The organism is Bacillus sp. JAS24-2 (assembly GCF_008274905.1).
Classification (GTDB): Bacteria; Bacillota; Bacilli; order Bacillales; family Bacillaceae_G; genus Bacillus_A; species Bacillus_A cereus.
Genome location: NZ_CP031069.1, coordinates 289,714 through 306,572 on the forward strand (window position 1 = coordinate 289,714; position 16,859 = coordinate 306,572).

Consider the following 16,859-nt stretch of genomic DNA (forward strand, 5'->3'; position numbering starts at 1 on the left):
TACGGTGGAAAATAACTTTGATATAGTAAATATTGTTTGAAAAGCGTTAGAGAGAAAGGTTGTATCCAAATGAGAAATGAACAATCTATAATAACAGTAGACCAATTAACAAAACAGATTGGCTCAAAGACATTAGTAGAAAATGTAAGCTTTGAAGTAAATAAAGGTGAAGTTGTTGGTTTGTTAGGTCCAAATGGTGCTGGAAAAACAACATTAATGCGGATGATGGTTGGTATGATTAGTATGACTAAAGGTGAAGTATGGATAAAAGGGCAATCGATAAAAGAGCAATTTGAAAATGCAACTGCAAAAATTGGTGCAGTGATTGAAAATCCAGAGTTCTATCCTTTTTTAAGTGGTTACGAAAATTTAACTTATTTTGGACGAATGAATGGGAACGTTACCAAAGAACGAATAGAAGAAGTTGTTCAACTATTAGGTATGCAACAAGTTATTGACCGTAAAGTAAAAGCATATTCGCTTGGAATGAGGCAACGTTTAGGAATTGCACAAGCACTTATACACAATCCAGATGTACTTATTTTAGATGAACCAACAAATGGATTAGATCCCAATGGCATTCATGAAATGCGAATGTACATAAAAAAGATTGCTCATGAGCAAGGGAAAGCTGTCCTTGTGTCTAGCCATCTATTATCAGAAGTTGAATTGATGTGTGATCGAGTAATTATCATCCAACATGGACGGTATATTGCAACACAAGTGATTCAACATGATGTCCAAAAGGATTCAGCAACTATTCATATACGTGTTGATAATGTACAACAAGCAGCAATTCTTTTAAAGTATAATGTTGAAATTCAAGATAATGATATTATTCTTACAGTTAAAGATGAAGAGATTCCTAATATCGTTAAAATATTAACAGAAAATAACATTCGTATTTATCGTATTGAGGAAGAAAGAAAAACGTTAGAAGAAAAGTTTTTAGAACTTACGGAGGGGAAAGATATTGTTTAACTTAGTTTATAACGAGATATATAAAATTTTTAAGAGAAAGCAAACATCATTACTCTTTATAGCTATTGCAATTTTGATAATGGGTTTTGGATTCATTGCAGTACAATATTTTCCAAATACATCAGGAGATTGGAAGAAAGAGTATACAGAAAGAACAGCGGAGATTGAAAAAAGACTTGGAAGCACAAAGCAAGATCTTATAAATCAAAAATCAGGAGATGAGCTTGTTAAAGAATACCAGTTAAAAATGAAGTACTTAGACACAAATACTCCACCAGCTGGCGATTCTCCTCTTTCCTTTATGAAAAATACTGGACAGGTTGTATTTCCTGTCTTATTACCTTTTATTCTTGTATATGCAAGTACTATTTTTGCAAATGAATACAATTGGGGGACGTATAAATTCTTAATGACTCGTCCAGCAACCCGATTCAAGATTTTAACTGCCAAATATATTGCGATTGTTATATTTTCAGCATTGTTATTTATATTTAGTATGCTATTCTCATTTTTTTATGGTTTAATTATTTACAAATTCCAACAACCTGCATGGACGGAGTTTTTTGTACAAAATGGTCATATTGTTAAACAAAATATTCTCTTAGAAGTGAGTAAATATTACTTGTTATCATGGCTACCAACTTTAGTATATGCAGCATTCGCCTTTATGATCTCCGTTCTAACGAAATCCAGCGGTGGCGCAATCGGTATTTCTTTATTCATGGCGTTATCTGATAGTCTCGTATTATATCCATTTGCAAGATATGAATGGGCAAAATATTTATTACCAGCGAATACAGGGTTATATGGAATTTTAAAAGGAGGTAGTTTTATTCCAGGGATAACACTACCATTTGCTTCTAGTATGCTCTTTATTTATTTACTCATATTTTTAGGGATTTCCTATGTGGTGTTCTTAAAACGTGATTTAATATAGTAAAGTGTTCTAACTCATTACTATCAAATTTGCAAAAAAGAAATATCTCAAAATGAAAAAATACGCTATTCTTTCTGTAGAATCATAGGAAAGGATGGCTTTTTTTAATTTTATAGATACTTTTTGATAACCCCAAGTAGGAGGATTTAGCACAGTCAAACAATAATATCTTTTGTCTAGAAAGGAGAATGTTTTTTGAACTACACATTAAGAAAAAAATTAAGAGTGTTTTTTATAGGATTATTAGTATTAGTAATAATCGCTTCTATTTTCGTTTATTATAAGTTTCTAACACCTGCAGCAGATATTCAACAATACAAGGAGTATTATGCTCCAAAAACAACACAAAAAGTATTGAATCAAGGTGAGGTAAAGGTCACATTTTTAGGAACATCATCATTACTATTTGATGATGGAAATACACAATTAATGGTTGATGGTTTTATTTCTAGGCCATCCCTACCAAAAATATTGTTCAGCAATATAAAAACAGATGAAGATACTGTGGATAAAGTTTTTAATCAAATAGGGGTTGATAATAATAAACTTAAGGGATTATTTATTGCACATACACATTATGATCATGCGTTTGATTTAGCTTATATAGCTAAACGAACTGGAACACATGTATATGGTTCAGAATCAGCAATTAATATAGGTACTGGTGGTGATATAAATAAGAACCAGATGTCTGTATATGAAGTGAATAAGGCTATGGAGTTTGGTGATTTTACTGTTACTGTCCTGCCATCGAAACATTCACCAACCTTTGATGAAGGAGAAAAAATAAAAAAGCCACTTAAACAACCAGCTAAAGCCCTAGATTATCATGAAGACTCTTCATATGATTACTTGATTACGTATAATAATAAAACTTTCCTTGTTAAACCAAGTGCTAACTATATAGAAGGGGCATTAGATGATATTCGAGCTGATGTCTTGTTTTTAGGAATAGGGGTATTAGGAAAACAGGAAAGTACTTTCCAAAATACGTATTACGAGCAAACTGTACGAAAAGTACGACCGAAGCTTGTTATTCCAATACACTGGGACGATTTCAACAAACCATTGACAGATACTCTTGAAGCAATGCCTAAATATGCGGACAATACCAAAAATGGATTAGATTTTATAATTCAAAGGACAAAAGCAGATAAAATTGATTTTCAAATACTTCAAGGTTTTAGAAGTATTTACTTCTAAAAAAGCCACAAAATTTTCGTTTAGGGAGCAATCTGTTCTGTTAGCTTGATGGTGATGGGGCGGGCCCCCTATTTCTTGTAAACTCCTTTTCTCCATAACCACTCAATAGGACCAAATTTTAAGGGAATTGTACGCTAAGAGATTTATCATTTTAGCCAAGAAGACTCCTTCCTTAAGGAGCGTGAAGGGTCACAGTCCAGTGAGTAGGTGGGAGATGAATTGGCTTCGAACAAGGGATGGCAGGAAGCCATCTTAATTGTTCGACATATAGAAAGTATTACTCCACTATCTATCGAATGTACGTTTGGTGTATAATAGTCATATACCGAAATGGAGGTGAATCAAATAATGATTAATAAAGCCTATAAGTTTCGTATCTATCCAAATCAAGCACAAGCGATTCTAATCAACAAAACGATAGGTTGTTCTCGCTTTGTATTCAATCATTTCCTATCCTTATGGGATCACGCATACAAAGGGACAGGAAAAGGCTTGACCTATGGTATATGTTCTGCCAAACTACCTGCCATGAAGAAAGAGCTTGTTTGGCTAAAAGAAGTGGATAGTATTGCAATTCAGTCGTCTGTTCGCAACCTTGCGGATGCTTATACGCGCTTTTTCAAAAAACAAAACAGCGCACCGCGCTTTAAATCTAAGAAGAACAACGTACAATCTTATACCACAAAACAAACAAATGAAAACATTGCCGTTGTAGGGAACAAAATAAAGTTGCCGAAACTAGGCCTTGTTCGATTTGCCAAAAGTCGCGAAGTAGAGGGGCGTATTGTAAATGCTACGGTTAGACGTAACCCTTCTGACAGATACTTTGTGTCATTGTTAGTTGAAACTGAAGTACAAGAACTTCCGAAAACAAGTTCTTACATTGGAATAGATGTAGGACTAAAAGATTTCGCTATTTTGTCAGATGGAACACACTATGAAAATCCGAAGTTTTTCCGATCATTAGAAGATAAGTTGGCGAAAGCACAGCGTGTTCTTTCTAGAAGAATGAAAGGATCTTCTCGCTGGAATAAACAACGAGTAAAGGTAGCTAGAATTCATGAATACATATCAAATACTAGAAAAGATTACTTGGGCAAAATTTCAACTGAAATCATCAAAAACCACGATGTTATCGGTATAGAGGATTTGCAAGTATCGAATATGTTAAAGAATCATAAGTTAGCAAAAGCAATTAGTGAGGTATCTTGGTTGCAATTTCGATCAATGTTAGAATACAAAGCAAAATGGTATGGCAAACAAGTCATTGTCGTATCGAAAACATTTGCTTCCAGCCAATTATGTTCTTGTTGTGGATATCAAAATAAAGACGTTAAAAATCTAAACCTACGTGAATGGGACTGTCCTTCTTGTCGTACACACCATGATAGAGATATTAACGCAAGTATCAATCTAAAGAATGAAGCGATAAGGCTTCTAACCGCAAGGACTGCGGGGTTAGCCTAATCAATTAGAGTTCGATAGAACTCTTTACTTAGGAATCCCTCACTTCTAAACGAAGTGAAAGTGGGGGTAGTTCAAAAAGGTTATCTAGACTTAATAAACGTTTATAAATGTTTCGTGACATGTTTATAAACGCGATAAACCTTGATTTTATAACATTGACCTTTTATATAAATATTCCTTCATTTCTATATTTTAAAAAAGAACTTGTAGTAATTACTGCAAGTTCTTTTGGATTGCTAGTTTTTTATAGAAGAAACTTGTTTTAAATAAAAACCCCACTTTAAGGATGATTCAAAGACTATATCTTGTTACTAGGATGTATTAATAGGAATTTTGAAAGCATTACTGACGAAATTTACTAACTTTAGTTGATACATGACGGTTAAACAATTTGATTTCCTTACAAATCTGTAATGTTAATGTCATGTTATGAAGTTTTTATACTTTGATAAATAAGTTAGAATTATAAGATGAGCGAAGTGTTATAAATGCTTTAGCTTAATAATAACGTATAAAAAGAAGCAGAGAGGAAGTTGTTAAAATGAATTTTAATGTCCATTTTAATAAAAAACAAAATATTATTCCGCATATAATATTGCAGGTGTATTTTTAGGGGAGGTTGAGATATAGCTGATTACAAGTTTCCCTAAAAATACATTGAAAAGGAATGAATTGAAAATGTTAGGAACAAAATTTACAAGTTTTATGGGTAGACCACGTGTTTGGAATGTATCAAGTGATTTAATGGGAACCTCTAAAATGCGGAGTACAGAAAAAAGCGAGTTTGAAATCAAAAATAAAGCTTATACAAATGAAAAAGATGAACTTTTAAAAGATAAACAAGTATACATGAATTTAAAATCAGAATTTAATTCTTTTTCACAAACTCTTAATGAAATGGCTACTTTTAAAGGGGAAGAGAAAAAAGTAACAACATCACAAGAGGGACACATTAAAGTAAAAGCAAATCGTGATGCTATTGAAGGAACATTTCATATGACAGTTACACAACTTGCAGAGCATCATCAAATTGTTTCAAATGCTATTAATGTCGATAAGAAGTTGAATGTAAATGATGTATTGCAAATTGCCGATAAAGAATTAAAGATAACTAGTGATATGACATACAAGGATTTAATTCACCTAATTAATAATGGGGATTATGGAGTAACTGCTTACACACAAGGCGATAAGATTTTTATGCATGCTAAAAAAGTTGGTGAATCAAATAAAATTGAATTAAAAGATAGTGCATCAGATTTATTTAAAAAGTTGTTTTATACCCCGGTGGAAACAAGTCAAATAGATGAACCTGATAATAATACACAAAACTTTGTACTTAATACCATTAATACAGCGAAAGATGCGAAATATATTCTTAATGGTATCGAAGGAACAAGTGATAGTAACACATTAAAACCACTTCCTGGTGTAGAGATTGAATTACTAAAAGGAACTACAGAAAACACCAATGGAAAAAGTAAAGAATTAAAATTTACAGTAAGTAATTCTGGTGTGTCAGATGCAACTAAATTAATAAAAAAAATGGTTGCAGATTATAATAATATTGCTTCGTCCTATGAGGAGTATGCTAGTCCGATGGGAAGTTTACAAGGACATGCGATAATGGCGGATATCTATCATGAGATGAATAATGTAGTTAGATTTTCACAAGGTGGTAATTACTTATCTACATTTGGTATTCAACTTACAGATGAAGGCGCAATGAAAGTAAATGATGCAAAACTAACAAAAGCCTTGGAAGAGCATCCAGGGGCTATAAAGCAATTCTTTTTTAGCACGGAAGGGTTAGGAAAAGTGATGGGGAAATCATTTGAGGAAATCTTTGGTGATAATAGTATTATTAGTGATCGAATTAAAAATATCAATTCCCGCATAAATGATTTAGAAAATAGAATTAGCTATATTGATTTTTATAATAAAGAAAAACAGGATGGCAATGTAGATAAATATCAAAGGTTGGAAATTGCATCTTTATTACTTAATAATCAGATGAATATAATGAGATCGATGATTAGATAAAGAAGAGAATTCATCTAATTTAAAAATTTATATATTTAATTAGATTAGTATTAAGTTTTTAGTTGTAAGGGAGAGATTAAAAATGGATGATAAAGTCTATGAAGAGTTTGTAAATTCTATTTATGAACTTGGTGACTTAAAATTATCAGAAGAGATATTTCAAAAGAAACAAGATAAATTCAATCAATGGCTTGTATCTTTAGGGGAAGAGAAAAGAGAAGAAGTAATAGAAAAAATTATACCTATAATTATGAAAGTTTCAGAACGAATTCAAGATAAACAGCAAGTTTTTAAAGAAATAATATTGGAGAATGAAGGAATAATAAAAGCAAATTCACATTATGATAAGTTTTAGTTAAGATAATATTTGATGAATTGTAGTCTAAATATATGTTCTTCTATAAGAATGCACCATTCTTCTTTTTTAACCTATAATTACATTTTCATTAACTTATTACGATATAGATGCTAATTAAAAACATTTTGTACAAATGAACAATTAGTATTTTTAGGAATAAAAGAACCTAATACTTAGTTTTTCTTAATTCACATAATTTTCGAATTTTAAAACCTTACTTGTTAAGATTTGGTATATAATGAAAGCAACCCGTAGTTAGAGTGTTTGCTCCGATTCAAATTATGAGATAGTTTGTTTTAACTTTTTTACATTATCTAAAAAAGAACTTGTAGGGATTCCTACAAGTTCTTTTTGTTTTTTTATTATATTAGGGGTAGGGCGCAAATTTTAACCTTTTTATACGTTAAGGGATTCTCAAAACTCAATATTGCTTGTTTCAATTGAGACTTTGATTTAGAGATGGGTTTTGAGACGTATTTCGAGCTATTTTAGCATATTTTATGCTGAATTACATTTGTCTCAATTACCCTCGTTTTCGAGATTGAAATAGTCGCTTAGAGTAGTAAAACCAACGTTTTTTACGTTGAAAATTGCTTAGCATATATTTTCGTTAAAATGTTGGTGGTAAGCCAAATATGGAAAGTTAATAATTTTGTAAGAATTACTGAAATAAATTTTATTAATAAGGATTATTAAATTTACCATTTTTCATGTTATGATTAGTTCAACTGATATAGTTAGGCGGTCGGATTGCTATCCTTTCTCAAGTATTTTTAGAGGGAGAGGAGGTGCATACATGGAGATCGCTACATTGATTGTGCTAGAAATCTTAAGAACTATCATAAAAGAAGTAGTTACCTATGGATTTAAAAAGCTTACTTCTAAAAATAAAAAGAAGACTCACCTTCAGCCTCGCAAGCGTGGTAAGTCTTCTAAACGTAAATAATATTTAGCAACCGATTAATTTACATTATCAGTTACCAAGGGAGATGGACCAACATCTCTCTTTTTATTATGGACAAACAAGTATTACTATAGTAGTACTTTTCGTCAATTATAACAGAAATGTTAATAAATTAATATAATTTATGTTACAAAAATACGCTAATATCTTTACAGGCCATAGATTTTGTATGGATTTTGTATCCTTTTATATTATAAAAAACGTACTTTAACAGCTGGGTAGAAAGTGATGAGTATACTGGACCTGTTAAAAACAAAAAGTGGTCCCACCTACATTTTATTTCGAAAATTTCTTAGAGTATATTCTCGTTAAAATGTGGGTGGTACGCCTATTAGGTTTCTTGTAAAATTAACTTTACATAACCTTATCTTGATAGTAATGGGGTACAGATCGTAAATCGGAAAACTTCTACGTTAAGAGAATGGCTGTAGCACTGTTAAAAATATTTAACGCAAAACAATGTGTTTGAAACAGTCAACTTATATATAATTTAATTTAAAATTATTCCTTTCCTTAACGTTTCTTTCTAAAACGCTGATAATATCCCGCCGTTAACTTATCTAAAACCTGCGAGCCTACATAAGCAAGAAGTACTTTCGTAATGATAAGTAATATATAAACAATCGAACTAACTGTAAATACCGTCATGTAATTAACATTAAAAATAAAGCTAATACCCCATGCTACGCCCAACCATACAACTGTCCATCCTATAAAAGAAATTAAAAATATTAAGATAGTCCCTAAAATAGCAACTCCTATCCTCTTTTTCTCCATGCATCTCATCTCCTATTCTGAATAAAAAGCTAAACCATTGTAGAATAAAAACAGTGTAATATCCTTCTTAGTAGGTGTAATTAGTCAATAATCATTTTTTACTATACTCTTGACCTCGATAGATTACAAGTGTAGTATGATAAAAGTATTACACTTGTAATCTATCGAAAAGGAGATCTAATATGAATAATCTACCCAAGATATCTGAAGCTGAATTAGAAGTAATGAAAGTTCTTTGGGCCACGAAATCCTCACTTACTGCAAATGAAGTCATTCAATCCCTTGAGGGAAAAAGTGATTGGAGCCCCAAAACCATACGAACATTGCTCAACAGATTAGTACAAAAGAAAGCAATTTCTTCTAATCAAGAAAAAGGAAAAATGTTCACATATACTCCACTAATTTCTCAAGATAATTATTTGCAATTAGAAACAAAATCTTTTTTGAAACGTTTTTATGGTGCTGCATTAAAGCCATTACTTGTAAATTTTATAAGAGAAGAAAAACTTTCTTTAGAAGAAATTGATGAGCTTAAGAAAATTTTAGATGACAAAGCTGAACCTCATCGAAGAGGGAAGAGATAATTATGCTTGATCTATTAAGAAATACTTATCTTCCTATTATTTTTGATTGGGTAATAGAAACTTCTATTATGGCAAGCATATTAGTTGGTTTGATTTTATGTATAAAAATGTTATTAAAAAAGCAATTAACACCAAGATGGCAATATGCATTATGGTTAATTCTTCTTGTAAGACTTTTATTACCTTGGTCACCTAATAGCTCATTCAGTATGTATTCTATGTTCTCGCAAGGCTATGAATATCTCCGTTATCCTATGCAGGAAAATTTAAAAGTACAAACTTTAAATGAAATTAATGAACAAAAAACATCTTCTTTTTATTTAAAAGGAGAGAATGAAGTAAAAAAGGTAGGGACATTTCAGGATACAGATAAAGCTACTTGGAGTTTATCTATACATGAAGTTCTTTTGTATGTGTGGTTATTAGGTATACTTTGCTTAAGTTTTTTTATCTTGATTGTAAACAAACGTTTGTATGTTTATTTACAGAAACAATCTGTTATAAAAGATGATAGAGTTTTACGTATTTTTGAAAGTTGCAAAGAAACAATGTCAATTAAACGTAATATTTCATTGTTATTAACTAGTAAAGTTTCAAGCCCAACACTTTTTGGATATATAAGGCCTAGGATTTTACTTTGTGAGAGACATATTGAACAGTTAGATGACAATCAGTTACGATTTATTTTTTATCATGAGTTAGCTCACTTTAAACGAAAAGATGTAGGAGTAAATTGGCTCATGTATAGCTTACTCATCTTACATTGGTTTAATCCTATCCTTTGGTATGCGTATTATGTGATGCGTGAAGATCAAGAAATTGCATGTGATGCGTTAGCACTTACGTTTATTGGTCACAAAGAAAAATTAGCATACGGTCATACCATTATTACGCTATTAGAATACTACTCGAATTACAAAAAAACGCCAACTATAGCGAATTTCAGTGGAAATAAATATGCATTAAAGAGGAGAATTGGGATGATCAAAAAATTTAACAAAAAATCATACCGTTGGTCAATTTTAGGGATAGCAACAATCATTGGTTTGTCTATATTTTCTTTAATGAATGCAAAAACAACAGAGTCTTCTATTGAAAAAGAAAATAAAGTCGAAAATACACAGTCAACAAATAAACAAACTAATAGTAATCAAATTCCAGGAGAAACATTGGAATATAAGTTTCTACTTAACAAATCACAAAGAAAGAGTCTAGAAGATAGAGGATTACCAATAAAACAAACAGCTTTAGAAGCTAAGTCTACAGGGCTGATCTTAGTTCATTCTGGATTCAAGAAGCGAACAGAATACCGTGCACCTGGTTTTTACTTCCAAGTTCCTGGCGAAGTAGATGTTATTAAAAAAGAGGAATATCCAACGAAATACGGAATGAGAAACTTTGCAATTGCTGAAGAGTGGCAATAAATTTATAAATAGAGCGAGGTATAAAAATTGAAGAAACAACACATCTTCATTGTTGTTACATTAAGTAGCACTTTACTATTATCAGCATGTGGTAATTCAGACACTATCGCAACATCAAAATCAGGAAATCTAACAAAAGAAGAGTTTAATAAAGATTTAAAAGAAAAAGCTGGAAAAGCTATTTTACAGCAAACAATGTTGAATAAAATTTTACTTGATAAATATAAAGTTTCAGATGATGAAGCAAAGGAAAAAGTGGAAGAGTTAAAAAAACAAATGGGAAACAATTTTAACATGTATTTAACACAAATGGGTGCTAAAAATGAAGATGGATTAAAGGATAAACTCAAATCACAATTAGCTTTTGAAAAAGCTGTTAAAGCATCTGTTACGGAAAAAGAGATAAAAGATCACTATAAACCAAAATTAAAGGCAAGTCATATTTTAGTGAAAGAGGAAAAGACAGTAAAAGAAATAAAAGAAAAATTAAATAATGGAGAAGAATTTACCGCATTAGCAAAACAATACTCAGACGATCCTGGTTCAAAAGAAAAAGGTGGAGAATTAGGTGAATTCGGTCCAGGTGAAATGGATTCTAAATTTGAGGAAGCTGCTTATAAATTAGAAGTTGGCCAGGTGAGCGATCCCATTAAATCGTCATATGGTTATCATATTATTAAATTAACTGAAAAAGGAGAATTAAAGCCTTTTGATCAAGAAAAAGAAAATATTCGTAAAGAACTTGAAGCAAAACGTCTAAAAGATCAACAATGGCAGCAAGAATTCTTTAAAAACTTATTCAAACAAGCGGATATAAAAGTAATCGATAAATCTTTAAAAGATACTTTTAAGGAATTTGAAAAATAAAGCAGACTTCATTGCTAAATAAACTGTACCCCAGATCGTGGACACTTTAATAAGGTCTATGGTTTGGGGTTTTTACAAGTAAGTACTTATAAATCTATATTGGGGATTTTAGGTGATTTGTTATCTTGTTCAGGTTATGTACTATGGTGGCGTTCATTTAAAAATAAATGAACTCAAAATTTGCCGATGAATTAGAGAAAAAATGTTTAATTATTGATTGCTTCTTAATGCTATTAGAAGGCGTATATCCGTTTATTGTGAAAAATATATTTTAGGTGCGCTTTCTGTGAATAAGCGTAAAAAGCTAGAAAAAGGAGCGGAAAAATGCGAAGTAAGAGAAATAGAAGAAGACAAAAGAAAAAACAAGATGAGCATATTGATGAAACCTGGTTAATTCCGTATTCTGATATGCTAACATTGTTATTTGCTTTGTTTATTGTTTTATTTGCAATGAGTAGTATAGATGCTGAAAAGTTTAAACAGATGGCAGTAGCTTTTCGAAGTGAACTAGTAGGTGGAACAGGAAATAAAGAGTTTTTAAGTAATCTCTAAGACTTTTTTTTATAATCTATTTACATTTAGATTTTTTGTAGCAATGGAACAGATGACACAACAAGCATTAACGGACATCACAATACCTGAAATGGGTCTTTCATGTCCGCTAACATATATTGTTGAATTGTTCATTATATAGGGTTTACTGATAATACGTAGATTAAAATTCACAGCATATATTTCGAAAAAAGATTGAGCGGAACATTACAGGTTTGTAATGTTAATGTAAGAAAGTTGGATGGTAAGCTATATAGTTTTAAGTCATACTTAAGAAGCTAGCTTAATGATGGATGTTTAATCAATACAAAAGGAGAAGTGTTTTTATGAAATGGTTTTTTAGAGCTTTTATGGTTTTAGTAGTAATTTGCGGTGGTGCTTTTTATTATCTTACCTCTAGCAATGGATATTATTCAACGAAAGAGTATTACGTAAAGATGATAGCCGATCCTATAGTTGAAAGAGACAGATTAAGTAGTGGTGAAATGAGCACAAACAAAGTTTATAACGTGACAGGGTACGATAAAGAAGGAAAAGAAAGAAAGCTTCGAATTGCATCAAATGATGTTTTTGAGAAAAATCAATATTATATTATACATTGGGAAGATAGAAGAGGCATTATTTCTAAGAAAGAAAAAGTCGATAAAACCAAGATTGACAAAGCGATCTTAGAAAAATTAGATGCTGTTTTATAAAGTGTTATAAGCTAGCGAGAATATACCATTAATCTTAACAAAATTAGACCGAACCGTCCGGTTCGGTCGACCTGTAATTTAATTAGAGGAGGAAATCATGAATTCCATAATAAATTCAAAAAATAGAATCATATCACTTGATATTATTCGTGGATTCGCATTGTTAGGTATTTTATTTATTAACATACCAGCATTTCAAATAGTAGTCGAGGGGTCTTCAGCACCTACGAATTATAGTGGTATAGATGAAGTCATTCCTATATTAATTGATGTGATAATTACAAAGAAGTTCTTTTCTATTTTTTCATTTTTATTTGGGGTAGGCTTTTATATTTTTGCTTCAAATGTTGAGAAGCGTGGTGATAATCCTAAAAGACGATTTGCTAGACGTTTAGGAACACTTTTTATTATAAGTCTTTTCCATATTTTTATATTCTTTGGGAGTATTTTACCTGCTTATGCATGTATCGGTTTATTACTAATCCCATTTTATCATGCAAGTTTATCTACGATAGCTAAGTGGCTAGGCGGGATTGCTAGTGCTTATTTATTTTGTATCGTGATACAACTTGTAAATATTAAAAATGAAATGGTTACTTCAATCGCAATATCTATGACAACAGATTCGACTTTAATTTTCTTGATGTTCTTAGCTGGCTTTGGGGTATCTAAAGCAGGGTGGATACGAAGAATTGGGGAATTTAAAAAACAAATTATGAGAATGCAATTGGCGATGTTACCGTTAGTCATTGGTGGTTCTGTCTGGATTTGGCTAGCATCTAGTGCAAACAGTGATCAAGTATCCCTAATTATTAAACTAAGTAGTATTCCAACAGTTGTTTTGTATTTAAGTACGATGTTTTTATTGTTAGAAAATAAAACAATTGCTAAGTTGTTTACACCTATTGCCTCTGTAGGAAAAATGGCTCTTACAAATTATGTAGCACAAAGTATTATTGCCAAAGTGATATTTTCATTTGCAAATATTGAAATTGTATCACCAACACAAACTGTTTGGATAGCGTTACTTATTTTTACTATCCAAATTATATATACTTCGATTTGGTTTAAATTCTTTAAAATGGGACCGTTAGAGAAAATGTGGCGAACTATGACATATGGAAAGAAAAAAGCATAATCATTTTAAAATTAGTAGAGTGTTTTGAATAAAATTAAATACCTGGAGGGGTTTAAATGAATAAAGCAGTTGTAAAAGTTGAAAATGTGAAAAAAACGTATGGAAAACAAGGTGAAAATCAATCGCATGCTTTAAATAATGTTTCATTCTCGGTAAGAGAAGGAGAGTTTGTTGGAATTATGGGGCCGTCTGGTTCAGGGAAAACCACTTTGCTAAATGCTATTTCAACATTAGATAAGGCGACAGATGGTGTAATTGAAATTGCAGGTACGGATATTACAAAAATGAAACAGGATGAGCTTTCTGATTTTCGTTCTCAAAAATTAGGATTTATATTCCAAGATTTTAATCTGTTGGAAAACTTATCTGTGTATGAGAATATTGCTCTCCCCTTATCACTTCAAGGTGTTCCATCACGAAATATTAAACCAAAGGTAGAGAAAGTAGCGGAAATGTTAGATATTTCATCAATTCTTCCAAAGTATCCCGCGGAAGTGTCTGGAGGGCAAAAACAGCGTACTGCTGCAGCACGTGCGCTTGTACACGAGCCAGCAATTATTTTAGGGGATGAGCCAACAGGAGCACTCGATTCCAAAAATGCGAAAAGTTTACTTGAGGCGATGAAAAACCTAAATAGAAAGCAAAATGTATCTATTATGATGGTTACTCATGATCCTTATAGTGCGAGCTATTGTGAACGGATTTTATTTATTAAAGACGGAGGGTTATATAAAGAATTACATTGTACGAGTGATCGTGAAATATTTTATAAAGAAATTTTAAATGTTATGGCAAACATGGATACGAAACAAATATAAGAGGGGAAGTTCAATGATGTTATTCAAATTAGCTATTGGGGCTATCCAAAGCAAGAAGAAAGATTATGGCATCTTGCTGACGGGATTAATTATAGCCATTTCTATTTTTTATATGTTCCAAACATTAGGAACTAATGAAGTGTTTTTGAAAGAAAATAATTCAATCGGTGCGATTTTATTTATATTTAAAGCAGGCTCATTTTTAGTTGGGACTGTGACATTTTTCTATATTCTATATGCTAATTCATTTCTATTTTCTCTACGTCAAAGGGAATTTGGAATGTACATGATGTTAGGGGCAAAACGGGATAAAGTTGTAACCCTTATGTTTATGGAGACGATGGGGTTAGGAATTGCATCTCTTGTAATTGGGGGATTAGTTGGAATCGTTCTCTCGCATACGACAGGCAAATTGCTTATGACACAACTTGCATTTGATGCAGTTGGATATAATGCATTTCATCTACCAGCATTAAAAACAACTTGTACATTTTTCTTAACCATCTTTTTTATTAATGCGGTTATCAATAGCTTTAAATTATCAAATACTTCGGTATTGCAACTAGTGCATGGAAATGCAAAAACGGATCAAGTAAAGGTAGGAGGAATAAAAACGGCAGTACTTGCAGTATTTGCCTTGATTTTATTAGCGGTTGGGTATTTTGCCATGATTAATATGTGGAGGTTAAAGGTTATCGGCATAGTCGTATCTTTAATCACTGTAACATCAGGAACGTATATGTTATTTGGAGCTGTATTACCGCTTATCGTAAAAATGATTAAATCTAATAAGAAGTTTAATGAAAAAGGAATTAACGCTTTTACATTTGCTCAATTAAACTATCGGATTAGTAATCTAACGAAAGTCTTAGCTACGATTACAATGTTAGTAGCATTAGGTGCTGGAGCAATATCTGGAGGGATGGCTTTTAAAAATAATATTCCATTCCAATTAGATAAATTTACCCATTATGATGTTACTATTCATAATCCAACAGCTGAGGAAAAGAAAATATTAAGTGATATTAAATTTACAGAAACAAGAGAATATCGCTATAAAGTAGATGAGAAGTTCGTTTATTTCGTTAAGGAAGATTTAGAAAAGGATCCTTTATTAATAGAAAATGATGCGGTTGGACAAAAAAAGCTAATACGTAATACAGAGGAACTACCTTTAAACTCTCTATTAGGGGGAGATATAAAAGATGGAGACGCTATGAAAGAAATGTCTCCAAAATGGAAAAAGAGCTTTGAGGTAATCGTGCCTTATTACGTAGCTTTTCATTTGAAGCATCCTATTAAAATTGTTGATCAAAATATGTATGAGAACATAGTAAAATCAGAGAGTGTAGCATTTATTGGGAAATCAGATGCTTACATGAAATATATGAAGGAATGGAAAGAAATTAATGATTTGCAACTAGTGAAGTATAAAGATTTAATTACTGAGTTAGAAAAGGAAGTAAAGAATGCAAAATCAGTATTATTAGAATCAACAAAATACCATCTCTACACAATATATTCAGGTTTTGTAAACGGAATATTGTTTATGGCGTTTTTCCTAGGGATTGCTTTCCTAACAATGATGGCGAGTTGTCTCATGTTTAAAATATTATCAGGTGCTTCGAGCGATGTGGCGCGTTATCAAATGCTTCGTAAAATTGGAGTTCGCCGTGAATTATTAACAAAGTCAATCTATAAAGAATTATTCTTTGTCTTTGTATTCCCTGCAATTGTCGGTATTACTCATGTATTTGTTGGGATGAATATTTTTTCCGCTTACGTTGTTAATCCTTATTTAAACATATGGATGCCAATTTCTATTTTTATAATTATTTATGGGGCTTATTATATGCTGACTGTTCAATTATATAAGAGGATTGTACTGCCTCAAAAGGATTAAGATTGCCCTTTACTATGACCTATTCATAACTATTGTTGTAAACACAATTAAGAAAGAATATAAAAATAAAAGCCCCGCCCATTGGAAAAATAGAGTGATCAAATGGGCGGGGTCATTTCTTTATTTGGAAAGGCGACAGCGTGTCTTT

Annotated in this window: 15 protein-coding genes and 2 pseudogenes; 16 read left to right on the forward strand and 1 reads right to left on the reverse strand. The window is 31.5% G+C overall.

Annotation, left to right across the window (positions count from 1 at the left end):
- Positions 1-69 precede the first annotated feature (69 nt).
- The 7 genes from DN407_RS28420 to DN407_RS31825 all read left to right on the forward strand — a co-directional run bounded on the left by DN407_RS28420 (position 70) and on the right by DN407_RS31825 (position 7,935).
- Entirely contained in the window at positions 70-981 is a 912-nt protein-coding gene (locus DN407_RS28420; protein WP_149216930.1) for an ABC transporter ATP-binding protein, read from the forward strand.
- Positions 974-1,918, forward strand: a complete 945-nt coding sequence (locus DN407_RS28425) for an ABC transporter permease (RefSeq protein ID WP_113304807.1) — start codon at positions 974-976, stop codon at positions 1,916-1,918. Before DN407_RS28420 ends, DN407_RS28425 begins: the two co-directional genes overlap by 8 nt.
- A 195-nt stretch (positions 1,919-2,113) precedes the next feature.
- Positions 2,114-3,121 carry an MBL fold metallo-hydrolase gene (locus tag DN407_RS28430; RefSeq protein WP_149216931.1) on the forward strand — a complete coding sequence of 336 codons (1,008 nt, stop codon included), beginning with the start codon at positions 2,114-2,116 and terminating at the stop codon, positions 3,119-3,121.
- Positions 3,122-3,469: 348 nt separating this feature from the next.
- Positions 3,470-4,588: an IS200/IS605 family element RNA-guided endonuclease TnpB gene (gene tnpB, locus DN407_RS28440; RefSeq protein WP_149216932.1), complete on the forward strand. Its 1,119-nt coding sequence runs from the start codon at positions 3,470-3,472 to the stop codon at positions 4,586-4,588.
- A gap of 678 nt (positions 4,589-5,266) precedes the next feature.
- A complete protein-coding gene (locus tag DN407_RS28445; protein ID WP_149216933.1) occupies positions 5,267-6,631 on the forward strand; it encodes a flagellar hook-associated protein 2 in 1,365 nt (454 codons plus the stop codon).
- A gap of 82 nt (positions 6,632-6,713) precedes the next feature.
- Positions 6,714-6,986 carry a flagellar biosynthesis protein FlgG gene (locus DN407_RS28450; RefSeq protein ID WP_149216934.1) on the forward strand — a complete coding sequence of 91 codons (273 nt, stop codon included), beginning with the start codon at positions 6,714-6,716 and terminating at the stop codon, positions 6,984-6,986.
- 799 nt (positions 6,987-7,785) lie between these two features.
- A complete protein-coding gene (locus DN407_RS31825; RefSeq protein ID WP_179955845.1) occupies positions 7,786-7,935 on the forward strand; it encodes a hypothetical protein in 150 nt (49 codons plus the stop codon).
- Between the two features lie 531 nt (positions 7,936-8,466).
- Here DN407_RS31825 and DN407_RS28455 read toward each other — a convergent pair.
- Complete coding sequence (locus tag DN407_RS28455; RefSeq protein WP_149216935.1) at positions 8,467-8,730, reverse strand: hypothetical protein; 264 nt, start codon at positions 8,728-8,730, stop codon at positions 8,467-8,469.
- Between the two features lie 182 nt (positions 8,731-8,912).
- Here DN407_RS28455 and DN407_RS28460 point away from each other — a divergent pair, with 182 nt between their 5' ends.
- The 9 genes and pseudogenes from DN407_RS28460 (at position 8,913) to DN407_RS28500 (ending at position 16,711) form a co-directional block, all read left to right on the forward strand.
- Positions 8,913-9,314 carry a BlaI/MecI/CopY family transcriptional regulator gene (locus DN407_RS28460; protein ID WP_149216936.1) on the forward strand — a complete coding sequence of 134 codons (402 nt, stop codon included), beginning with the start codon at positions 8,913-8,915 and terminating at the stop codon, positions 9,312-9,314.
- Positions 9,315-9,316: 2 nt separating this feature from the next.
- Complete coding sequence (locus DN407_RS28465) at positions 9,317-10,738, forward strand: M56 family metallopeptidase (RefSeq protein ID WP_149216937.1); 1,422 nt, start codon at positions 9,317-9,319, stop codon at positions 10,736-10,738.
- 27 nt (positions 10,739-10,765) lie between these two features.
- Entirely contained in the window at positions 10,766-11,605 is an 840-nt protein-coding gene (locus DN407_RS28470) for a peptidylprolyl isomerase (RefSeq protein WP_149216938.1), read from the forward strand.
- A gap of 69 nt (positions 11,606-11,674) precedes the next feature.
- A pseudogene (locus DN407_RS28475) lies at positions 11,675-11,930 on the forward strand (flagellar motor protein MotA); the annotation flags it as partial.
- A pseudogene (locus DN407_RS28480) lies at positions 11,930-12,151 on the forward strand (flagellar motor protein MotB); the annotation flags it as partial. The pseudogenes DN407_RS28475 and DN407_RS28480, both read left to right, overlap by 1 nt.
- Before the next feature lie 332 nt (positions 12,152-12,483).
- Positions 12,484-12,852, forward strand: a complete 369-nt coding sequence (locus DN407_RS28485; protein ID WP_131252118.1) for a YxeA family protein — start codon at positions 12,484-12,486, stop codon at positions 12,850-12,852.
- Positions 12,853-12,949: 97 nt separating this feature from the next.
- Entirely contained in the window at positions 12,950-13,990 is a 1,041-nt protein-coding gene (locus DN407_RS28490; RefSeq protein ID WP_149216939.1) for a DUF418 domain-containing protein, read from the forward strand.
- 56 nt (positions 13,991-14,046) lie between these two features.
- The gene (locus DN407_RS28495; RefSeq protein ID WP_149216940.1) at positions 14,047-14,808 is read left to right on the forward strand and encodes an ABC transporter ATP-binding protein; all 762 of its coding nucleotides are present in this window, start codon (positions 14,047-14,049) and stop codon (positions 14,806-14,808) included.
- A 16-nt stretch (positions 14,809-14,824) separates the two neighbouring features.
- The gene (locus DN407_RS28500; protein ID WP_149217102.1) at positions 14,825-16,711 is read left to right on the forward strand and encodes an ABC transporter permease; all 1,887 of its coding nucleotides are present in this window, start codon (positions 14,825-14,827) and stop codon (positions 16,709-16,711) included.
- Positions 16,712-16,859 lie beyond the last annotated feature (148 nt).